A 19,230-nucleotide genomic window follows, 5' to 3' on the forward strand; every position below is an offset into this window, starting at 1 on the left:
CTGCGGGGTCCGGGGCCTCCCAGGCGGGCATCCCGTGTTCGGGGACGACATGCGTGGGCCGGAAGCCGGGGGTGGTCGTCATCGGGGCGCCCTATTTCCGCATCACGGCGGGTTCGTGCCGGCGCAGCAGCCGGGACACCAGGAAGCCGAAGAGCAGCGACAGCACGACCAGCATGCCCATGTTGAGCAGCCAGGCCCCGGCCGAGTGCCGGAACAGCGGATCGCCGGTCAGTTCGCCCGGGACGATGCGGGACAGTCCGATGGTGCCGGCCATGCCGCCGAGCGCCCACCGCGAGGGCACGAGCCAGGAGAGCTGTTCCAGGCCGGGTACGCCGTGCAGTTTCAACAGGGCGCCGCAGAACACCACTTGGACGATGGCGAGCAGCACGAGCAGCGGCATCGTCACCTCCTCCTTGCGCACCGTCGCGGAGACCAGCAGGCCCAGCATCATCGCCGTGAAAGCCAACAGGGCGACGGCCACGGTGATCTCGATCAGGGGTGGCATCAACACCCCTTTTCCGCGCGGTGCGTTGAGGTCGACGCCGAACAGACCGACCAGGGTGAGAACGACGGCCTGGGCCACGGTGATCGCGCCCAGTACGACGACCTTGGAGAGCAGGTACGCCGATCTGGACAGGCCGACGGCTCTCTCGCGCCGGTAGATCGCGCGTTCCTTCACGAGTTCGCGCACGGCGTTGGCCGCGCCGGTCAGCACCCCGCCGACGCAGAGGATGAGCAGCGCGTTCATCGCCGTCTCCTGCGTCAGCTTGCTCCCGGCCAGCGCGCGGGCCATCGCGCCCATCACGAACGGCAGCGCGATCATGATGGCCAGGAAGGTCCGGTCGGCGGCAAGGGCGGCGGCGTAACGCCTTACCAGCGTGCCGAGTTGGGCGCTACGGCTGCGGGGCCGGGGCGGCGGGGCCACGGCGACCGGGCCGGAGCCGAGCAGGTGGGGCTGCGCGGTGGAGTTGCGGATGTACTGGCGTTGGAAGGGGGATTCCCTGAACTCCCCTGCCCAGTCCCGGTCCTGATCGCGTTCGAAGGACTCGAAGGCCTCCGGCCAGTGCTCGAAGCCGAAGAACGCGAGGGCGTCTCCGGGCGGCCCGTAGTAGGCGACCTTGCCGCCGGGCGCGAGCACCAGGAGGCGGTCGCAGACGTCGAGACTGAGGACGCTGTGCGTGACGACGATGACGGTGCGGCCGTCGTCCGCGAGGCCGCGCAGCATGTGCATCACCGAGCGGTCCATACCGGGGTCGAGGCCGGAGGTCGGTTCGTCGAGGAAGAGCAGCGACGGCTTGGTCAGCAGTTCAAGCGCCACGCTGACCCGCTTGCGCTGGCCGCCGGAGAGGCTGTGCACGGGCTGCTCGGCCCGCTGCTGGAGGCCCAGTTCACCGACGACCTCCTCGACCCGGGCCTGCCGCTCGGCCTTCGCCGTGTCCTGGGGGAAGCGCAGTTCGGCCGCGTAGGACAGGGCGCTGTGGACGGTCAGCTGGGCGTGCAGGATGTCGTCCTGCGGGACGAGGCCGATGCGCTGGCGCAGTTCGGCGTAGTCGCGGTAGAGGTCGCGGCCGTCGTAGAGGACGGTGCCGCGGTCGGCGGGGCGCTGGCCGGTGAGGGCGTTGAGCAGGGTGGACTTGCCGGCGCCGCTGGGGCCGACGACGGCGAGCAGGCACTTCTCGCCGACCGGGAACGACACCTGGTCGAGCAGGACCTTGCGGCCGTGGTCGACGGCGACCGTGAGGTCCTGGACGTCGAGGCAGACCTCGCCGGTGTCGACGTACTCCTGCAGTTGGTCGCCGACGAGGCAGAACGCGGAGTGTCCGATGCCGACGATGTCGCCCGGGCCCATGGGGGCGCGGGTGACGGGCTGGCCGTTGAGGTAGGTGCCGTTGTGGCTGCCGAGGTCGACGATCTCGTACGTCCCGTCCGGCATGGCCCGCAGTTCGGCGTGGCGGCGGGAGACGATCAGGTCGTCGACGACGAGGTCGTTCTCGGCGGCCCGGCCGATGCGGACCGTCCGGGCGGGCAGCGGCCGTACGGTGGTCGGCTGCCGGAAGGTGCCGGTGAAGGCGGGCATGGACACGGCCGAGGGGCGTTCCGGAGCCGGGGCCGGGCGGTCGGCCAGGGTCACGCACGGGCCGTCGGCCGCGCTGCCGAAGCGGATCACGCTGCCGGGGCCGACGCCCCACTGCTGGACGCGGCGGCCGTCGGCGTAGGTGCCGTTCGTGCTGTGTTCGTCCTCCAGCGTCCAGTGGTCGGCGTCGGGCCGCAGTACCGCGTGGTGCCAGGAGACCCGGGCGTCGTCGATGACGATGTCGCTCAGCGGGTCGCGGCCCACGTGGTAGTCGCGGCTGGGGGTCATGACCGTGGAGCCCGACTCCGTCTCCAGGAGGAGTTCGGGCGCGGTCGGCGCCATCGGCCGCTCTGACATGCCCCGAATTCTACCGATTGGTTCACCCATGCGCCCGGCCAGCGGTCAGGGCTGCGCGACGGGCGACACGTGTCAGGCGACAGGGACGACGAGTGCGGGAACGGTCCGCTGCATACGGAGGGCGTCCACCGATTCGGCGAGCAGCTCGTACTCGGTGGTCTCGTCGCTGATGGCGATCTGCACCAGCCGGCCGGCCGCCAACTCGTAGGCGACCTGCTCCTGATGGCCGACGTCACGGGCCCAGGTGCGTAACGCCTTGGGCACATCCGGCGCCGTGTCGGCGACCGGCACCAGTGCCCCCCGGGGGAAGCGCGGGTTCTCCGGCTGCGGGTCGAGCCGGTCGGCCATCCACACCGCGCGGTCCCGTAACCACCACAGAGCGAGCGCCAGCGTGGGGGCGCGGTAGGTGCCCAGGGGCACACCGACGCGCTGTCCGTCGCAGGTACCGTACGCGGTGACATGGCACAGGAATTCGTCGTGCACGTTCACTCCCCCGTCGCGTGTCTCGATTGCCGGTCGGGCCTCGCTTTCGATGCGGCTCTGGCTGGCGGCTCGGGTGGCTCAGGTGGTGCGCACGATGGCGGATTCGCATCGTGAAGTTGTGCTCTAGCAGACGAGTATGTTCACTCCTGAAACACTGTCACCACGACTTTTTAGCCAGTCTCTTGGCATATTCACAGCCTCTTATGGCCGAAAAGCTTCGGGATCCCTTTTGTGGCGATCTCCGACGGCCATTACCCGAGGGGTAATCGACCTTCCGCGCGGCCCCCGGCATGGTGGAACCACCGGGTCGACACGCACCGAGATCCGGTCCCTGACCAGTACGAACGACCTCGACGGAGGCTGATTCACCATGTCCGAGAACACCGCCCGATACGAGAATGCCGTCGCCCGCTACTTCGAGGCCTGGAACGCGGGCTCCCCGGAGGCACTGGCGAAGGCGGTTGCCGCCGCCTGGTCCGTCGAGGGTACTTATACCGACCCATTGGCGACAGTCACCGGCCACACGGAGATCGCCGGACTGATCGCCGGGGCGCACGCTCAGTTCCCGGGGTTCGCCTTCCGTCCCCTCGGGGCAGTCGACGGACACCACGACACCGCCCGCTTCTCCTGGGAGTTGGTGAGCGAGGCCGACGGCTCGGCACCCGTCGCCGGCTTCGACGTGATCACCCTGGACGCGGACGGCCGCATCCGCTCCGTGCTCGGTTTCCTCGACCGGGTGCCCGCCTGACCGTACGGCTCGGAGAGCGGCTCAGTTCCTCGCCAGGGCTTCTTCCCGGTACCGCCTCGGTGCCACCCCGACCGCGCGCTTGAAGGCGTTGCTGAAGGCGCTCTCGGAGGTGTAACCGACGGACCGGGCCAGGGCGCCGACCGGGGCGGCGTCCTGGCGGAGGGCCCGGGCGGCCAGGTTCATGCGCCAGTTCAGCAGATACGTCAGGGGCGGCACTCCGGCCGCTTCCTTGAACCGTACGGCGAACGTGGTGCGGGACATCGCCGCCGCCCGGGCCAACTCCTCCAGCTGCCAGGGGTGGGCCGGGTCGCCGTGCATCAACCGCAGGGCGGGGGCCAGCCGTTCGTCGGCGAGGGCGCGCAGCCAGCCGGGCGGCAGCCCGTCCGACTCGGCCAGACACACCCGCAGCACCTGCACGAACATCAGCTGGGCGAGCTGCGCGGACACGAACTCGACGCCCGCCCTACGCGTCCGCATCTCGGCCGCCAACTGCCCGATGAGCCACCGCAGTACACCCGCCTCGGGCGAGTCGGCCCGCACGTGGACCAGCTCCGGAAGCGCCCGGCGCAGCAGGTCGCCGCGGTCGCGGCTCAGGTCGATGTGCCCGGAGACGCAGGCGACGTCCACCGCCTCACCCTGCCCGAGGCGGCCCATCCGCGTCTCCGGGTCCATGACGACGTCGTCGGAGTCGGTCGGCTCGACACCGGGCCGGCTGCACAGCGTGTACGGCTGCCCGCCGTCGGAGATCACGACGTCCCCCTCGGCGAGCCGCAACGGCTCACCGCCGTCGTCCCGGACCAGCAAGCAGCTGCCCTGAAGCACGGCGTTGACCTTCAGCCGGTCGCGTCCGCGCAGCTGGATGGCCCAGTCGCCGCCGGCCGTGAACCCGCCGGAGAACACACTGCGGGCATCGGCGACGGCGAGGGCGTCGGACAGGGGATCCAGGGTCATTCTCGAACTATCACGCAAGTAATGCGGATTCTCAAGTATTCATCGTACGGAACGGTCGACCTACGGTGGTCTCACCAGCTCAAGCTGACAAGGAGAGCGCAGACATGACCACCACCGCACAGCAGCCCCTGAACTCCGGCTTCGGCGCCGCGTCCACCGCCGAGGAGGTGATCAAGGGCATCGACCTCACCGGCAAGGTCGCGATCGTCACGGGCGGCTACTCCGGCATCGGCCTGGAGACCGCCCGCGTGCTGCGCGCCGCCGGCGCCGAGATCGTCGTACCGGCGAGGGACGTGGAGCGGGCCCGGACGGCGCTCAAGGCCGTGCCCGGAGCCGAGGTCGAGTATCTGGACCTGCTGGACCCGGCGTCCATCGACACCTTCGCGGAGAAGTTCCTCGCCTCCGGGCGTCCGCTGCACCTCCTGGTGAACAACGCCGGGATCATGGCGACCCCGCTGGCCCGGGACACGCGCGGCTACGAGGCGCAGTTCGCCATCAACCACCTGGGCCACTTCCAGCTGACCACCCGGCTGTGGCCGGCGCTGGTCGCGGCGAAGGGCGCGCGGGTCGTCGTCCTGTCCTCGCGGGGCATCCGCTTCGCCGGTGTCGACTTCGACGACCTGAACTTCGAGCACCGGACCTACGAGCCGTTCCTCGCCTACGGCCAGTCGAAGACGGCAAACGCCCTCTTCGCCGTCGAGGTGGACCGGCGCGGCAAGGAGCACGGTATTCGTGCCTTCGCCGTGCACCCGGGCCTGATCATCGACACCGGCCTGGTCAAGCACATCGACCCGGCGATGCTGCAGGCCGCGGGCGCGCTCGACAGCGCGGGCGAGCCGATCCGCGACCCGGAGCGGCAGATGAAGACCGTGCAGCAGGGCGCGGCCACCACCGTCTGGGCCGCGACCAGCCCGCGGCTCGACGGCCTCGGCGGGGTCTACTGCGAGAACGTCGACATCACCCCGCTGATGACCCCCGAGAACGAGGCCGCCTGGGCCACCGGGGACACGATCCCGGGGGTGCTCCTCCGTGCCGTGGACCCGGAGGCGGCGGCCCGTCTCTGGGAGGTCAGCGAGCGGCTCATCGCCTAGCCGTTACGGCCTGACGATCGCGTCGATGCGGGCCAGTTCCTCGGCGTCGAAGTCCAGGTTGCGGGTGGCCGCGACGCTGTCCTCGATCTGCTGCGGGCTGCTCGCACCGACCAGGGCCGAGGTGACCCGCCCGCCGCGCAGCACCCAGGCCAGGGCCAGCTGCGCGAGGGTCTGACCGCGGCCCTTGGCGACGTCGTCGAGGGCGCGCAACTGCCCCACCAGATCCTCGGTGACCGCGTCCGAGTTCAGGAACGGGCTGTCGCTCGCCGCCCGGGAACCCTCCGGGATGCCGTCGAGGTAGCGGGAGCTGAGCAGCCCCTGCTCCAGCGGGGAGAAGACGATGGAGCCGACCTGGAGTTCGTCGAGGGCATCGAGCAGGCCCTCGTCCTCGGGGCGCCGGTCGAGCATCGAGTAGCGCGGCTGGTGGATGAGCAGCGGGGTGCCCAGCTCGCCGAGGATGCGGGCGGCCTCCCGGGTCTGCTCGGCCGAGTAGTTGGAGATGCCGACGTAGAGCGCCTTGCCCTGCTGGACCGCCGAGTGCAGGGCGCCCATCGTCTCATCGAGGGGAGTCTCGGGGTCGGGGCGGTGCGAGTAGAAGACGTCGACGTAGTCCAGGCCCATGCGCGTGAGGCTCTGGTCGAGCGAGGACAGCAGGTACTTGCGCGAACCCCACTCGCCGTAGGGGCCGGGCCACATCAGATAGCCGGCCTTGGTGGAGATCACCAGCTCGTCGCGGTACGACCCGAAGTCCGCCTTCAGCGCCTCGCCGAGGGCGGACTCGGCGGCGCCGGGCGGCGGGCCGTAGTTGTTCGCCAGGTCGAAGTGGGTGACGCCGAGGTCGAAGGCACGGCGCAGGATGGCGCGCTGGGTGTCGACCGGGCGGTCGGGCCCGAAGTTGTGCCACAGGCCGAGCGAGATCGCGGGGAGCTTCAGACCGCTGCGGCCGGTGCGCCGGTAGGGCAGGTCCGCGTAGCGGTCGGGGTGTGCGGTGTACAACGCGACTCCAGAGGGGTTGGCACGGTTTCCTGAGAACCGTGTCCACTCTTTCGTGACCTGGGGGCATTGGTCCAACAGAGGAATCCGATGGAACTCAGCGATGAGGTCGCTCAATCGCTGGATTCACGGGCCGTGGAGCGCCCCCACCTGCCAGAGCCGAGCGGTGCCGTCGTCGCTGGACGTGGCGAGCAGGTGTCCTCGGGGGCTGAAGGCCGTATGGGTGATCGCGTCCGTGTGACCGGAGAGCCGCTCACCGTCCGGTCGGCCCGTGACCGGGTCCCACAACCTCACGGTCCGGTCCAGGCCGGCCGTGGCCAGCCCACCGAACGGCGAGAAGACGATGCCCCAGATCGGCGCGGTGTGCCCGGTGAGCGGCTCGCCGAGCGGCTGCCCCCGAGCGGAGTCCCAGACACGTGCCGTGCCGTCGTCGGCCCCCGTGGCCAGTAGTCGTCCGTCGTGACTGAAGGCCACGCAGGCCACCGCGGCCAAGTGCCCGGTCAGTGCCTCCCCGACGGGTTCTCCGGTGAAGGGCTTCCACCGTCGTACGGTCATGTCCGCGCTGGCCGTGGCGCCCCGGGTTTCCCCACGTCTGTCCGGCACCGTGTTCGATGCGGACGCGTCGCACCACCTACTCCAGGTCCGTGATGCGGAGGAACCAAGCCGTGTCCGACCACACTTTCCTGATCATGACCGCCGGTGCTCTCGTCCTCGTGGTCGCCGCCCTGGTGGGAGCGGGGACCGGCTACCTCGCGCGACGGGACCGGGCCACGTACCCCACCGCGGTGGCCCGAGCAGCGATCGCCTTCGCCGCGACCCTCACGCTCGCCGCGAACGTCACGGCCGCCCTGGCTTCCTTGGCCGGACCGCGGTGATCACCCGGCTCCGAGGCATCGGCCGCCGGGCCGCGCGGTCCACACCTCTACCATTGCGGAGTAAGGCCACACGGTCCCGCGGGAGAAGGTCTGATGGAACTGCGCCACCTCCAGCACTTCGTCGCGGTCGCCGAGGACCAGCACTTCACCCGGGCCGCCGAACGGCTCCTGGTGTCCCAGTCGGGCCTGTCCGCGTCGATCCGGGCGCTGGAGCGGGAGCTGCAGACCCCGCTGTTCGTGCGGACGACCAGGAGGGTGACCCTCACGCCGGCCGGCCGGGCGCTGTTGACCGAGGCGGAACGGATCCTCGCGCAGGTCCGGTCGGCACACGAGGCGGTGGCCGCGGTGCAGGGCGTGCTGCGCGGCACCCTCTCCCTGGGCACCGAGCAGTGCATCGCCGGGGTGCATGTGGCGGGGCTGCTCGCCGCGTTCCGGCGTCGGCACCCGGACGTGGAGATCCGGCTGCGCCAGGCGGGTTCCGGTGCGCTGGCGGAGGAGGTCGCGGCCGGGCGCCTCGACCTGGCCTTCGCCTACCGGACCCAGGCGGACACCGACCAGCTGCGCTCGGTGTCCCTCACCAGCGAGCCGATGACCGTGCTGTGCCATCCCAGCCACCGGCTGGCCCGGATCGGCGCGGCGGTGACTCCGGACGACCTCGGCGGCGAGGTCTTCGTCGACTTCCACCCGGACTGGGCCTCGCGCCGCACGACAGACGCCGTCTTCGCCGCGGCGGGCGTACGGCGGACGGTCGCGCTGGAGGTCAACGACGTGCACAGCCTGCTCGATCTGATCGACGAGAACCTCGGGATCGCCGTGGTCCCCCAGCACTTCCGCCACAAGCGCGAGCCCCTCACCGCGCTCCCCCTCAAGGGAACGGGCGAGGAGGTGTACGAGACGGTGGCCCTGCTTCCGCCCCCGCAGGCCACCAGTCCGGCGGCCCGCGCCCTGATGACCCTGCTGGAAACCGGGACTCCGGCCGCATGAGGGACGGCGATGCGCGATGGTGGTCGTATGCATGCCAACGACATCCTCATTGACGCCTTCGGCCGCGTCCAGGAAGAAGTCCATGCCGCCCTCGACGGCCTGACACCGGACCAGCTGCACGCGCGCGTGGCCGCCGACGCCAACTCCATCGCCTGGCTGATCTGGCACCTCACCCGCATCCAGGACGACCATGTCGCCGACGCCGGCGGCCTCGACCAGGTGTGGCTCACGCAGGGCTGGGAGAAGCGCTTCGGCCTCGACCTGCCGCCCCGGGACCACGGATACGGCCACACCTCCGAGCAGGTCGCCAAGGTGCGCGTCGAGTCGGCCGGACAGCTGACCGGGTACTACGACGCCGTGCACGACCAGACCCTGGAGTATCTGCGCGGGCTGGTCCCCGAGGACTACGAGCGGATCGTGGACGAGCGCTGGGACCCGCCGGTCAGTCTGGGCGTACGGCTGGTCAGCGTCCTGTCCGACGACCTGGAGCACGTCGGACAGGCGCAGTATGTGCGGGGGCTGCTTCAGAGCGCGGAGGCGTAGCCCGGCAGGACGACGTCCTCGATGAGGGCCTTGCGCTCGTCGTACGGGATGAACGCGCTCTTGAGGGCGTTCACCGTGACCGTGCGCAGGTCCTCGACCGTCCAGCCCGCCTCCTCGACCAGGAGGGACATCTCGCGGGTCATCGTCGTACCGGACACGAGTCGGTTGTCGGTGTTCAGGGTGACGCGGAAACCGAGGTCCTTCAGGGCGGTGATGGGGTGTTCGGCGATCGAAGTGGCCGCGCCCGTCTGGAGGTTGGAGGTCGGGCACATCTCCAGGGCGATACGGCGGTCCCGCACCCAGCCGGCCAGGCGGCCGAGCTTGCCGTCGACGATGTCCTCGGTGATGCGGACGCCGTGCCCGATGCGCTGGGCGCCGCACACCTGGAGCGCCTGGTGGATGCTGGGCAGGCCGTGCGCCTCACCGGCGTGGATGGTGAACGGGACGCTCTCGCGGCGCAGGTGCTCGAAGGCGGCGAGGTGGTCGGCGGGCGGGAAGCCGTCCTCGGCACCCGCGATGTCGAAGCCGACGACACCGGCGTCCCGGAAGGCCACCGCGAGATCGGCCGCCTCGGCGACCCGGTCGAACATCCGCATCCCGCACAGCAGCGTCCGCACCTGGACCGGCGTCCCCGCCGCCGCGGCCTTGGCCATACCGGCCGCGAGCCCCTCCTGCACGGTCTCGACGACCTCGCCCATCGCGAGCCCGCCGTTGGTGTTCAGCTCGGGGGCGTAGCGCACCTCGCCGTAGACGACGCCGTCGGCGGCGAGGTCGAGGACGTACTCCTCGGCGGCGCGCAGCAGGCCTTCGCGGTTCTGCAGCACGGCGAGGGTGTGCTCGAAGGTGGCGATGTAGCGCACCAGGTCACCGGAGTTGGCGGCGTCGAAGTACCAGGCGGCGAGTTCGTCCGGGTCGGTGGTGGGCAGGGTGTGCCCGACCGTCTCCGCGAGTTCCACCACGGTGGCGGGGCGCAGGCCGCCGTCGAGGTGGTCGTGCAGCACGGCCTTGGGGAGCCGGCGGAGGGCGTCGGCGTCTATGCGCGTAGATGACATGTGCGGTCGTTCCTCGGTCGTTCGGTGAGCGGGGTCGGGCGGTACGGGGATTCAGGCGGCGGGCTGGAGCAGGTCCCAGCGGTTGCCGTACAGGTCCTGGAAGACGGCGACGGAACCGTACGGCTCGTGGCGCGGCTCCTCCAGGAAGGTCACGCCCGCGGCGAGCATCCGGGCGTGGTCGCGGGCGAAGTCGTCGGTGTGCAGGAAGAACCCGACACGCCCGCCGGTCTGGTCACCGATCCGGCCGCGCTGGTCCTCACCCTTGGCACGGGCGAGCAGCAGACCGGTACCGGATCCGTCGCCGCCGGGCGGTGCCACGACGACCCAGCGGGAGCCGTCGGGCCGGGGCGCGTCCTCGACGAGGCGGAAGCCCAGGGCTTCGGTGTAGAAGCGGATCGCCTCGTCGTAGTCGTCGACGACGAGGGTGACCAGGGCGATACGGCTCATCGGGGGGCTCTCCGTGTCGGTTCCGTTCGATGGGATTGACGGATGAGGTTATACGTAAAACGTCGTCGGCGCCAGTCGACTTCGGAGAGGCCCTGGAGGGCTCGCGGGCGGGCCGACCGCCCCCGAAACCAACCTCTTCACATGGCTGAAAACTCTGTAAAGCGACTGCACCTGGCAGACCCAGAAGGGCCAAAGCCGGTCCAGGTGGGTCCGCCCGCCTACCGAGGAGACAGCGGGCGAGTCGCCCTCATGACCCATTTGGCCCTTCTGGACTGGGGGCTGACGTTCACACTCAGCCCGGAGAAAATGCAGCCGACGAAGGTCAACGCCAACGACGTTGACTCATCGGATGCAATGGATCACGCAAGGCGGCAATTTCTGGTCGAAATTGAATGATCAGGTTTTCCCGAAGGAGGCGAGAGAAGGATCGACGGAGCTCACGAGACCGATCATTGAGTGGCTCTCCATAGCGGAGTCGTCGCACATACGTGGCCTTGAGCTGGTACTCCTGGGGGTTGTACACATCGATCAGCCAACGATGAAGATCATCCGAAGCCAGGAGCACCAAGCGCCGATACGCGTCATCTCGCGCCCTGACGCGGACATTGAGCTCGTCAAGGTTGCCCTCCCAACCATCCTGCTCAATATACGAGAGCCAATCAAGCCAAGCATTCACAGCCAGGAGGAACCCCTCAAGCGTGGCCAGTTTTCGATCTTCCGCTTTTTCAATCAGGTTGGCGCGCAGCCTCAAGATCTCCACACGGCGAGTTGCTATGGAAGCAACGAAGGCGCCTAACAGCGCTGCACTGGCACCAACCAATGCCGCCACGACTGACGGGTTCATGCCACCTCGCTCAGGTGCCTGGCCGACCTGACGACCCTCGTCTCGACAGTTCATCTACCTTACTTTTCTTCGCCTGTCACGTAGTGCGGCAAAGTTGGCGGACTCCACCACGGAGCCAGACTTCGAGACCCAGGGCAGGGTCCATTTAACGTCTCTGGTGCGAGCCTGGAACCCAGGCGCAGCCTCACAGTCGCGCTCACTTTGAACCTGATCTCACAGGTCGAGGCGATATCTTCTGCAATTCCAGAAGCGATGCGAGTGGCCCCAGAGTGCCTCCAAAACCGACATGGGGCCAGTTGCGATCAGTGACCGTGCCGTGGGCGCTATCGGCGGCGACACGGCAAAGGTACTCAACCCATTCGACGCACGCTGCCGCATACATCGTCGATTAGGCACGGGATTTGGCAGGCTGCGTCCCTAGCACCCAAAGGCGTGTGTCCCAGGCGCGCAGCAAAGGGGCGCGGCGACCACATCGCCGTCGGTTCTGTCTGCGCACAGCGGACAGGTGCCGACCTGGCCACCCTGATACGAGGCAAGGTCACTCACGGCCGGACTGAGGACATATGGGCCTGGACCCGCTGGGCCGAGACAAGTCGTCGATGACTCCATCGACCGCCCAGGCCACAGGTTCCTCGCCGGGTCCGTTCGGGCCGTCGTGGCGGGCGTAATAGGTCGATGGCGAACCCAGTGGTTGACGTAAGGGGCACAGGGTCAAAGTGGGTCGCCAAAGGCTATTTCGGCTGTGGTCAGGACCGATTGGCCAGCAGAAACCAGTACGGAATAATTCGCCTGCGCGGATTCCATGTCGCGACTGGGTCTTCGGCACCCAAAAGGTTAAATCAGCCGGACCGCTACACGGAGGCGGGAGTCGGGGCAGGGTCTCTGTCCTGCACCTCATCTCCCTGAATACGGAAGACCGCTTCCCGCACTCGGACCGAGCGGGTCCGAATCGTTTCGTAGAGATGCGCAGGCCAATCTGTCTCCAACGACCAATGCGCTCCCACAAGCTCAGTGCTCGTCAAGTCAGCATCCGTAAGGTCGGCCCCACGAAGATTGGCGGCTGTAAGGTCAGCGCCTGTGAGATCGGCCCCACGAAGATTGGCATTGGTGAAATCAGTCCCGTTCAGGCGTGCGCGGCGTAGATCAGCATAGCTCAGGGACGCATGAGGGAGGTCTGCACGAGATAGATCGGCATCGGTGAGGTCAGCGCGAGTCAGACAAGCGCGAGCCAAATAGGCGCGCGTCAATTCAGCGCGCGGCAGGCTGGCGCCCGTCAGGTCGGCGTCAACCAGGTGCGCTCCGCTCAGATCGACTTCATTCAACTTGGCGTGGCGCAAGGTGGCCTCAGTCAGGTCGGCGCCGTTAAGAGCAGCCCGGAATAGGTTGGCACCCGTCAAGTTGGCGCGAAAGAGGTTGGCGCCAGTCAATTTGGTGCGAATCAGGAAGGCGCCAGTCAGATTGGCATCTTTCAGGCTGGCACGAGTCAAGTCAGCGAAAAATAGGTGAGCGCCAGTCAGGTCGGCATTTGTTAGATCGGCGCGGAACATATTGGTGCCGATCAGATCGGCATCGGTCAGGTCAGCGAAGAAGAGATGAGCCTCCTTCAGATTGGCGAGAGTCAATTGAGACCCGATCAGGTTGACGTCAGCGAGATCGGCACGTGTGAGGTCGGCGCGGCGTAGCGGTGTCGTGGGTTCCGGGTCCAGAACAGGGGTAAAGGCCAAAGCTGCGTGCAGCCACGAGAGGAATCCTTTTCGTGGAATTGCCCGTTTGGTAGATCCAGCAAATGGTGGTTCAGCGCGGGCGAGATAGCCGAGGACGTGTGCCGCGAAAGAATCAGCGCGCATCCAGGGACCCGCTTTCTGATTCAGTAGTCGCGGGCTCGACTACTGGCATGGCTGAGCTACCTGCGTCGGCGCGAGTATGAGGCCGCACGGCTCCTCCAGGCGACTCGGCAACTGGCTCTGCTGCGACTCCGGCGATACCTCGACGCGCTAACTGCTCCAGGATTTTTGGTGCTGCGATGCCGACGGCAGCGAAACCGACCGCCCCGGAAACCTGCCCGGATTGAGCGAACGTCGCCCCAAGTCCCGCGCCGATCCCGAGGCGGATCATGGCCGATACCAGGTAGGGAGCCAACTTGAGCCGGCCACGCCTCTTCCAGGGAAACCCCTTGGCGTCGTAGATGGCAACGTAGAGATCCCATCCCTCAATCAGGGACGCACCCAGCAAGCTCCACAGGCACGCCTCCCAGATCCCCACACGGCCCCCTCGCTTTGTACGCAGCATGCGTGGTGCTTCAGACTGCCAGGGAGCAACGCTCGTCGGGACCCAGTTTGCGGACTCAGCCTTCGTTTAGACGTTGGGGCAGGCATGGGGTCCAGGCGTAAAAGATCACTTAGCCTGATGCCGGTCTCACGAAGCCCCCGACAACAGTCCCACGTGGGGGAGCTGCCAGTCCCGTGCAGCGACTGACATAAAAGGTGCATCCACTGAGGTGTTATGCGGATCCCCCACTTGAAATGCCGACACCACCACCTGCATCGTCTGCCCCCCGTTCACCCGGCCTCCTCCCCCTGCGCCACCTCCACCCGATGGTGGACGTCGATCATCGAGGTGGCGGAGGCGGCGAAGGAGAGAGCGGCGCAGGCGATCAGCAGGGCGGCGAGTCCGCAGGCCGCGGTGCGGTGGGTGACGCGCGGGGCCGCGAGGAGGGCCTTCACGCGCTGTGGGACCGGGCCGGTCGTGGCGCCGGGGACGAAGTCCGGGCGCCGGGAGCGGGCCGACTGTCCGGCGAGGGCCGCGCGGGCGATGGCGCGGGCGATCAGGCGCCGGTCGCCCACGGCGGTGGCGGCGGCCTCGTCGGCCGCGCGTTCGGCAGCGAGCCGGATCGCGTCGCGGACCGGGCCGAGCGCGGGGTGGCAGCGGGCGGCGAGTTCGACGGCGACGAGGAAGTAGTGGTGGCCGCCCGCGTTGTGCGCCCGCTCGTGCGCGAACAGCGCCTCGCGCTCGGCGGCGTCGAGGCTGCGCAGCATCCCGGTGGTGACGACGATGCGGTGCGGTCGCCCGGGCAGGGCGTAGGCGTCCGGGTGCGGGGAGTCGAGCACGCAGAGGTCACCCGCGAGGGGCCCGTGCCCGGCCTGCGTGCGGGCGGCGCGGAAGGCACGGGACTGGTGCAGCGCCCACCGGGTCAGCGACCAGGCGCACACGGCCAGGGCACCGGCGGAGAGCACGGCCGCCGGCGGGACGAGACCGCCGTAGGAGGTGCGCAGTGGGTGGATCAGTTCGCCGAGGGACGCGAACAGCGGGAGTCGGAGCAGGCCGGTCAGGACGAACGCGCCGAGGGCGGCGAGGGTGCAGCCGGCCGCGATCACCGCGGAGCCGGTGAGCAGCCACAGCGCGGTGACCGGCGCGAGCCGCTCCAGGGCGCGCCGGGCCATGGGCCGCAGCGCGAACGGCAGCACGAGCGGGAGGAGCAGCAGGGCGATCATCGGTCACCGGATTTCATCGCACCCAGGATTCCACGTCCCACCGTGCCCCACTACTGCTCACCGGATTCGAGGAGGTCGCGCAGGACGCGTTCGTCGTCGGGGCTGAGCTGGGCGACGAAGCGGGCGAGGACGGTCTCCCGGTCGCCGTCGCGGTCGAGTTCGGTGTGCATACGGCGGGCGGTGAGGCCCTGCGCGTCCTGGACGGGGAAGTAGGCGTAGCCGCGGCCCTGGCGCAGGCGGTCGACGACGCCCTTGTCGTGCAGCCGGGTCAGGATGGTCGTCACCGTGGTGCGGGCCAGGCCCGTACCGAGGCTCAGCTGCACCTCTCCGGGGGTCTGCGGGTCGCCGGCGGCCCAGAGGGCGGCCATGACGGTGGCCTCCAGCTCACCCGCCGGTCGGCGTTCGTCCTTCGCGTCGGCCATGGGAACGATCCTCACCCCGTCCTCGTCTGCGGTCCGGCAGACCGTCTACAGAATTGTAGTCGGCAAGGTGCCGTATCGTCACGGCACCCGTGTGCCCGTTCCCGCGTGCCCCTCGCGGAAGGGGTCGGAGCGACCTCCCGGTCCGGGCGTGACAGGCTGGTGATCGTGTCGAGGCCGCCCCGGCACTCCCCCCTCATCGAGCATCGCCGCACAGGAGTTGAGCGCCATGTCCTCCGAGCTGCCGAAGTCGACCGGAGCCCCGGCCCGCCAGAACGTCACCTTTCCCAGCGCCGGGGGCACCGCCCACGGCTGTCTCGCGCTGCCGCCGTCCGGGACCGGGCCGGGCGTCATCGTCATCCAGGAGTGATGGGGCCTGACCGACCACATCGCGAACGTGGCCGACCGGCTCGCGCAGGAGGGCTTCGTCGCGTTCGCCCCCGACCTGTACGGCGGGAACGTGGCCCACGACAGCGACGAGGCCCTGCGGATGATGCCGGCCCTCCCGGTCGCCCGCGGTGTCGAACTGCTCTCCGGCGCGGTCGACCACCTCCTGTCCCTGCCCGAAGTCACTTCGGACACGGTCGGCGCGGTCGGCTTCTGCATGGGCGGCGGCTTCGTCCTGTACCTGGCCGCGGCCGACCCGCGGGTCAGCGCGGCGGTGCCGTTCTACGGCGTGATCCAGGGCGAGTTCCCCGACTTCTCCGGGCTGAAGGCTCAAATCCTCGGCCACTACGGCGAGTTGGACGAGAGCATCCCCACGAAGAGCCTCGACGCCCTGCGCGAGACCGTCGAGCGCCAGTCCGGCATCACCGCGGACCTGCGCCTCTACCCGGCGAACCACGCCTTCTTCAACGACGGCCGCCCGGTCTACGACGCCGACTCCGCGACCCGCGCCTGGGCAAGCACGGTGCCCTTCCTCCACGCCCAACTGGGCTGACCCCAGGGCGACTTCCCGCACTCCTCAGTGCAGTGACACCACAGCGCCTCGGTCCAAGGTCCTACGCCCCCGGCCCGAGGCGCCGCGTGAACACCGCAGGTAGCGTCCTGGGCATGAAGATCACCGAGCCGCCCCGCGACCCCGAGCAGCGCAGACGTGACGTACTGGCGCGGCTGGAGCGGGAGTTGGACATCTGGGTGGCCTCGGCGGACACCGACGGGCTGCCCTGTCTGGTCCCGCTGTGGTTCGTCTGGGACAGGGAGGCCGTCTGGCTGTGCACCCGGCCCACGAACCCCACGGGCCGCAATCTGAGCGACGGGCGGCGGACCCGGCTGGCCTTCGCGGACACCCGGGACGTCGTGCTCATCGACGGCGAGGCCACGGACTTCACCGCCGAGGACGTCCCGGCCGCCGCTGCCGACGCCTTCCACGCGAAGTACGGCTGGGATCCCCGGAAGGACCGTGCGCCCTACTCCTTCTTCCAGGTACGGCCACGGGCCGTCCAGGCCTGGCACGAGGTGCGCGAGCTGCCCCGACGCCATCTGATGCGGGACGGAGTCTGGCTGGTGTGAGCCCCGAGACCTCGGCTCCGAATCCGGCTCAACCGGCGCTGCTGTGCAGCTCGTTGAGCCCGGCCAGCTCCTCGCCGGTGAGGCGGATCGCGCCGGCCGCCACGTTCTCGGCGAGGTGGTCGGGGTTGCCCGTGCCGGGGATGGCGAGGACGTGCGGGCCCTGGGCCAGGGTCCAGGCCAGGCGGATCTGGGCGGGGCTGGTGTCATGGGCGTCCGCGACGGCCAGCACCTCGTCGTCGTGGGCGGTGGTCGCGCTTCTCGCACCGCCCGCGCCCGCGATGGCGAAGAACGGCACGAACGCGATGCCCTGTTCGCCGCAGATCCGCAGCATGTCGTCGGTCTCGGCCTGGTAGGAGTCGAGCGCGAACCGGTTCTGCACGCTCACCACCGGGGCGATCTCCTGCGCCTCGGCGAGGTGCCCGGGCTCGACGTCGGAGAGCGCGAGGTGCCGGACCAGGCCCTCCTCCTGGAGTTCGGCGAGCGCGCCGAAGTGCTCGGCGATGGAGTCCTGGCCCATCCGGCGCAGATAGACCACGTCCAGCTGGTCGCGCCCGAGCTGGCGCAGGTTCTCCTCGACATGCCCGCGCAGGTCGTCGGGGCGTGCCGAACTGCTCCATTCCCCCGAGTAGTTGCGGAAGGGCCCGACCTTCGTGGCGATCACCAGGTCGTCCGGGTAGGGGGCGAGCGCGGTGTTGATGAGTTCGTTGGCCGACCGCAGCGTCGAGAAGTAGAAGGCGGCCGTGTCGATGTGGTTCACACCGAGCTCAACCGCCTTGCGCAGCACGGCGATCGAGCGGTCTCGGTCGCTCGGCGTGCCGAGGTTGAAGGCGGCGCTGCCCGTCAGCCGCATCGCACCGAAGCCGAGGCGGTTGACGGTCAGGTCGCCGAGCTTCCAGGTGCCCGCGGCTGCGGCGGTGATCTTCGCTGAGGTCATCAGCGGAGTTTCGCACACACGCGCGCCACGGCCACCCGCACTTTACGGATACGTGTAGGTGTTCAGGCTGTCGACGGCCGAGGCGGGGTTGCCGAGGTCGTAGCGGTCCACGGCGAGGAAGTTGGGCTTCTTGCGGGCGGCCGGCTGGCAGAACCGCTGGGCCCGGTCGAGGACCTTGGTGTTGTCGGTCCCTGCCGTCCCGGCGATGGCGGCGTCACGGAAGTGGTTCATGACGAACAGCGGCCGGAACCCCGAATACGTCTGGGTGAGCGGCACGTTGAGGTCATTGCCGTACCAGCGGCTGTAGCAGGACCAGTCGGAGGAGCCGGCACCTGAGCCCATGGACCAGTAGTTCTCGACGGTCCACTCGCGCTGGTACATCACACCGAAGCTGTCCCGGGTCAGTCCGGCGGACTGGTCGGAGGCACGGCTGTGGTCGGTGAAGATCAGCAGGCGGTGGTTGGCGGCGATCAGGTCGGCCATCTTCGGCCAGCCGTTCTGCTGCACACCGGTCTGGTCGGGGCGGTACAGCACGTCGTACAGGCCGTTGACGCGGGCGAGTTCGCTGCGCAGGACGGTCGGGTCGACGTAGTCCTCCAGGAAGACGGTGACGAACTGGTCGGTGTGCGTCTTGAGGAAGTCCACGATGCGCTGGAGGTCGACGTTGAGGGCGACCGGGCTGCTGACCAGGGTGCAGCTGTCGTGGCAGAGGATCGCGCCGTCGGGGGTCTGGTGGATGTCGAGCATGAACCCCCGTACGCCGTCGGAGAGTTGCTGGTTGATGCCGCGGGCCTGGTTGGGGAAGAGGTTCACGAAGGGCGGGGCGAAGCCGCCGTCGACCCCGTTGGCGTAGGCGTTGTGCGCGGTGAGGAACGTGACCTGGTCCAGGGTGCGTTGGTCCTGGGCGGGGATCGGCTTGGTGGGTGAGCTGATCGGGGTCAGGTACCAGGAGGCGAGGCTGCCGGAGGAGCCGATGGCCAGCTGGGCCGGGTAGTTGGCGCCGGAGGGCTTGGCGGCCACGGTCAAGTAGCTTGTCGTGCCCGGGACTTGGAGCGTGTACTGGTCACCGCCGGTCGCGGTGATCTGCCAGGCGGCGTCGGCGCTCGTGCAGGCGACGGTCTTCGCCTGGGCGCCCGATCGGCCGAGGCAGCTGCCGGCCGTGTCGGTGCTCTCCAGGACGTACGAGGATCCGCTCGCCTTGAGGTTCCACTGCTGGTGGTCCTCGTTGCCCTTGGGGTTGTGCTGCTCCACCGCTCCCCCCTTGTCGGCCGCGTTGAGGCCGGTGGTGGCGCTCTGGACGTAGTAGGTGCCGGGGGCCGGGACCGCGTCGGCGGCGCCGGCCGGTGGAGAGACGAGCGTCGCGGCCAGCGCCGCGGTGATGGCGAACAGGGCGTGGGGGGTTCGCATGGGTGCCCTTCGGTTGAGTGTGGTC

19 protein-coding genes and 1 pseudogene are annotated in these 19,230 nt (G+C 69.2%); 7 read left to right on the plus strand and 13 right to left on the minus strand.

What is annotated here, in order from left to right; all coding sequences use genetic code 11:
* Nucleotides 1-91: 91 nt before the first annotated feature.
* Both JHN45_RS09580 and JHN45_RS09585 read right to left on the minus strand, forming a co-directional pair.
* Nucleotides 92-2,431, minus strand: a complete 2,340-nt coding sequence (locus JHN45_RS09580; RefSeq protein WP_201048695.1) for an FHA domain-containing protein — start codon at nt 2,429-2,431, stop codon at nt 92-94.
* A 72-nt stretch (nt 2,432-2,503) separates the two neighbouring features.
* On the minus strand, nt 2,504-2,914 hold the full coding sequence (locus tag JHN45_RS09585) for a hypothetical protein (protein ID WP_200709653.1): 411 nt from the start codon (nt 2,912-2,914) through the stop codon (nt 2,504-2,506).
* Nucleotides 2,915-3,284: 370 nt separating this feature from the next.
* On the opposite strand from JHN45_RS09585, the gene JHN45_RS09590 reads away from it, so the two are divergent.
* A complete protein-coding gene (locus JHN45_RS09590) occupies nt 3,285-3,662 on the plus strand; it encodes a nuclear transport factor 2 family protein (RefSeq protein ID WP_200709652.1) in 378 nt (125 codons plus the stop codon).
* A gap of 21 nt (nt 3,663-3,683) precedes the next feature.
* Here the strand turns inward: JHN45_RS09590 and JHN45_RS09595 are convergent, their stop codons facing one another.
* Nucleotides 3,684-4,613, minus strand: a complete 930-nt coding sequence (locus JHN45_RS09595) for an AraC family transcriptional regulator (RefSeq protein WP_201048696.1) — start codon at nt 4,611-4,613, stop codon at nt 3,684-3,686.
* Between the two features lie 104 nt (nt 4,614-4,717).
* Between JHN45_RS09595 and JHN45_RS09600 the strand changes: the two genes are divergently transcribed.
* A complete protein-coding gene (locus JHN45_RS09600) occupies nt 4,718-5,704 on the plus strand; it encodes an oxidoreductase (RefSeq protein WP_201048697.1) in 987 nt (328 codons plus the stop codon).
* 3 nt (nt 5,705-5,707) lie between these two features.
* Here the strand turns inward: JHN45_RS09600 and JHN45_RS09605 are convergent, their stop codons facing one another.
* Nucleotides 5,708-6,700, minus strand: a complete 993-nt coding sequence (locus JHN45_RS09605) for an aldo/keto reductase (protein ID WP_201048698.1) — start codon at nt 6,698-6,700, stop codon at nt 5,708-5,710.
* Nucleotides 6,701-6,823: 123 nt separating this feature from the next.
* Nucleotides 6,824-7,252, minus strand: a complete 429-nt coding sequence (locus JHN45_RS09610) for a hypothetical protein (protein WP_201048699.1) — start codon at nt 7,250-7,252, stop codon at nt 6,824-6,826.
* A gap of 110 nt (nt 7,253-7,362) precedes the next feature.
* Between JHN45_RS09610 and JHN45_RS09615 the strand changes: the two genes are divergently transcribed.
* The 3 genes from JHN45_RS09615 (at nt 7,363) to JHN45_RS09625 (ending at nt 9,099) form a co-directional block, all read left to right on the plus strand.
* Nucleotides 7,363-7,572, plus strand: a complete 210-nt coding sequence (locus JHN45_RS09615; RefSeq protein WP_307783065.1) for a hypothetical protein — start codon at nt 7,363-7,365, stop codon at nt 7,570-7,572.
* Between the two features lie 93 nt (nt 7,573-7,665).
* Nucleotides 7,666-8,556 (plus strand): LysR substrate-binding domain-containing protein, encoded by an 891-nt coding sequence (locus JHN45_RS09620; protein WP_200709647.1) that lies wholly within the window; start codon nt 7,666-7,668, stop codon nt 8,554-8,556.
* A gap of 27 nt (nt 8,557-8,583) precedes the next feature.
* On the plus strand, nt 8,584-9,099 hold the full coding sequence (locus JHN45_RS09625; protein WP_200709646.1) for a DUF664 domain-containing protein: 516 nt from the start codon (nt 8,584-8,586) through the stop codon (nt 9,097-9,099).
* Here the strand turns inward: JHN45_RS09625 and JHN45_RS09630 are convergent.
* The 6 genes from JHN45_RS09630 to JHN45_RS09655 form a co-directional block, all read right to left on the minus strand.
* On the minus strand, nt 9,081-10,151 hold the full coding sequence (locus JHN45_RS09630; protein WP_201048700.1) for an adenosine deaminase: 1,071 nt from the start codon (nt 10,149-10,151) through the stop codon (nt 9,081-9,083). The genes JHN45_RS09625 and JHN45_RS09630 overlap by 19 nt on opposite strands.
* Before the next feature lie 51 nt (nt 10,152-10,202).
* Nucleotides 10,203-10,598, minus strand: a complete 396-nt coding sequence (locus tag JHN45_RS09635) for a VOC family protein (protein ID WP_201048701.1) — start codon at nt 10,596-10,598, stop codon at nt 10,203-10,205.
* Between the two features lie 322 nt (nt 10,599-10,920).
* Nucleotides 10,921-11,442: a hypothetical protein gene (locus JHN45_RS09640; RefSeq protein WP_201048702.1), complete on the minus strand. Its 522-nt coding sequence runs from the start codon at nt 11,440-11,442 to the stop codon at nt 10,921-10,923.
* A gap of 851 nt (nt 11,443-12,293) precedes the next feature.
* On the minus strand, nt 12,294-13,289 hold the full coding sequence (locus JHN45_RS09645; protein ID WP_201048703.1) for a pentapeptide repeat-containing protein: 996 nt from the start codon (nt 13,287-13,289) through the stop codon (nt 12,294-12,296).
* Between the two features lie 711 nt (nt 13,290-14,000).
* Entirely contained in the window at nt 14,001-14,933 is a 933-nt protein-coding gene (locus JHN45_RS09650) for a M48 family metalloprotease (RefSeq protein WP_201048704.1), read from the minus strand.
* A gap of 50 nt (nt 14,934-14,983) precedes the next feature.
* The gene (locus JHN45_RS09655) at nt 14,984-15,355 is read right to left on the minus strand and encodes a BlaI/MecI/CopY family transcriptional regulator (protein WP_019069137.1); all 372 of its coding nucleotides are present in this window, start codon (nt 15,353-15,355) and stop codon (nt 14,984-14,986) included.
* 226 nt (nt 15,356-15,581) lie between these two features.
* Between JHN45_RS09655 and JHN45_RS09660 the strand changes: the two are divergent.
* A pseudogene (locus tag JHN45_RS09660) lies at nt 15,582-16,292 on the plus strand (dienelactone hydrolase family protein).
* Between the two features lie 113 nt (nt 16,293-16,405).
* The gene (locus JHN45_RS09665) at nt 16,406-16,864 is read left to right on the plus strand and encodes a pyridoxamine 5'-phosphate oxidase family protein (protein WP_201048705.1); all 459 of its coding nucleotides are present in this window, start codon (nt 16,406-16,408) and stop codon (nt 16,862-16,864) included.
* Nucleotides 16,865-16,892: 28 nt separating this feature from the next.
* On the opposite strand, the gene JHN45_RS09670 is transcribed toward JHN45_RS09665, so the two are convergent.
* The gene (locus tag JHN45_RS09670) at nt 16,893-17,798 is read right to left on the minus strand and encodes an aldo/keto reductase (RefSeq protein ID WP_201048706.1); all 906 of its coding nucleotides are present in this window, start codon (nt 17,796-17,798) and stop codon (nt 16,893-16,895) included.
* A 42-nt stretch (nt 17,799-17,840) separates the two neighbouring features.
* On the minus strand, nt 17,841-19,205 hold the full coding sequence (locus tag JHN45_RS09675; protein WP_201048707.1) for an RICIN domain-containing protein: 1,365 nt from the start codon (nt 19,203-19,205) through the stop codon (nt 17,841-17,843).
* Between the last annotated feature and the right edge of the window lie 25 nt (nt 19,206-19,230).

The sequence above is a fragment of the Streptomyces sp. MBT53 genome (assembly GCF_016654115.1).
GTDB lineage: Bacteria > Actinomycetota > Actinomycetes > Streptomycetales > Streptomycetaceae > Streptomyces.

Coding starts and splice junctions, on each gene's coding strand:
- JHN45_RS09580 (WP_201048695.1), bottom strand. CDS start 2,431: ATGTCAGAGCGGCCGATGGCGCCGACCGCGCCCGAACTCCTCCTGGAG.
- JHN45_RS09590 (WP_200709652.1), top strand. CDS start 3,285: ATGTCCGAGAACACCGCCCGATACGAGAATGCCGTCGCCCGCTACTTC.
- JHN45_RS09595 (WP_201048696.1), bottom strand. CDS start 4,613: ATGACCCTGGATCCCCTGTCCGACGCCCTCGCCGTCGCCGATGCCCGC.
- JHN45_RS09600 (WP_201048697.1), top strand. CDS start 4,718: ATGACCACCACCGCACAGCAGCCCCTGAACTCCGGCTTCGGCGCCGCG.
- JHN45_RS09610 (WP_201048699.1), bottom strand. CDS start 7,252: ATGACCGTACGACGGTGGAAGCCCTTCACCGGAGAACCCGTCGGGGAG.
- JHN45_RS09620 (WP_200709647.1), top strand. CDS start 7,666: ATGGAACTGCGCCACCTCCAGCACTTCGTCGCGGTCGCCGAGGACCAG.
- JHN45_RS09625 (WP_200709646.1), top strand. CDS start 8,584: ATGCATGCCAACGACATCCTCATTGACGCCTTCGGCCGCGTCCAGGAA.
- JHN45_RS09630 (WP_201048700.1), bottom strand. CDS start 10,151: ATGTCATCTACGCGCATAGACGCCGACGCCCTCCGCCGGCTCCCCAAG.
- JHN45_RS09635 (WP_201048701.1), bottom strand. CDS start 10,598: ATGAGCCGTATCGCCCTGGTCACCCTCGTCGTCGACGACTACGACGAG.
- JHN45_RS09640 (WP_201048702.1), bottom strand. CDS start 11,442: ATGAACCCGTCAGTCGTGGCGGCATTGGTTGGTGCCAGTGCAGCGCTG.
- JHN45_RS09645 (WP_201048703.1), bottom strand. CDS start 13,289: ATGCGCGCTGATTCTTTCGCGGCACACGTCCTCGGCTATCTCGCCCGC.
- JHN45_RS09650 (WP_201048704.1), bottom strand. CDS start 14,933: ATGATCGCCCTGCTGCTCCTCCCGCTCGTGCTGCCGTTCGCGCTGCGG.
- JHN45_RS09655 (WP_019069137.1), bottom strand. CDS start 15,355: ATGGCCGACGCGAAGGACGAACGCCGACCGGCGGGTGAGCTGGAGGCC.
- JHN45_RS09665 (WP_201048705.1), top strand. CDS start 16,406: ATGAAGATCACCGAGCCGCCCCGCGACCCCGAGCAGCGCAGACGTGAC.
- JHN45_RS09670 (WP_201048706.1), bottom strand. CDS start 17,798: ATGACCTCAGCGAAGATCACCGCCGCAGCCGCGGGCACCTGGAAGCTC.
- JHN45_RS09675 (WP_201048707.1), bottom strand. CDS start 19,205: ATGCGAACCCCCCACGCCCTGTTCGCCATCACCGCGGCGCTGGCCGCG.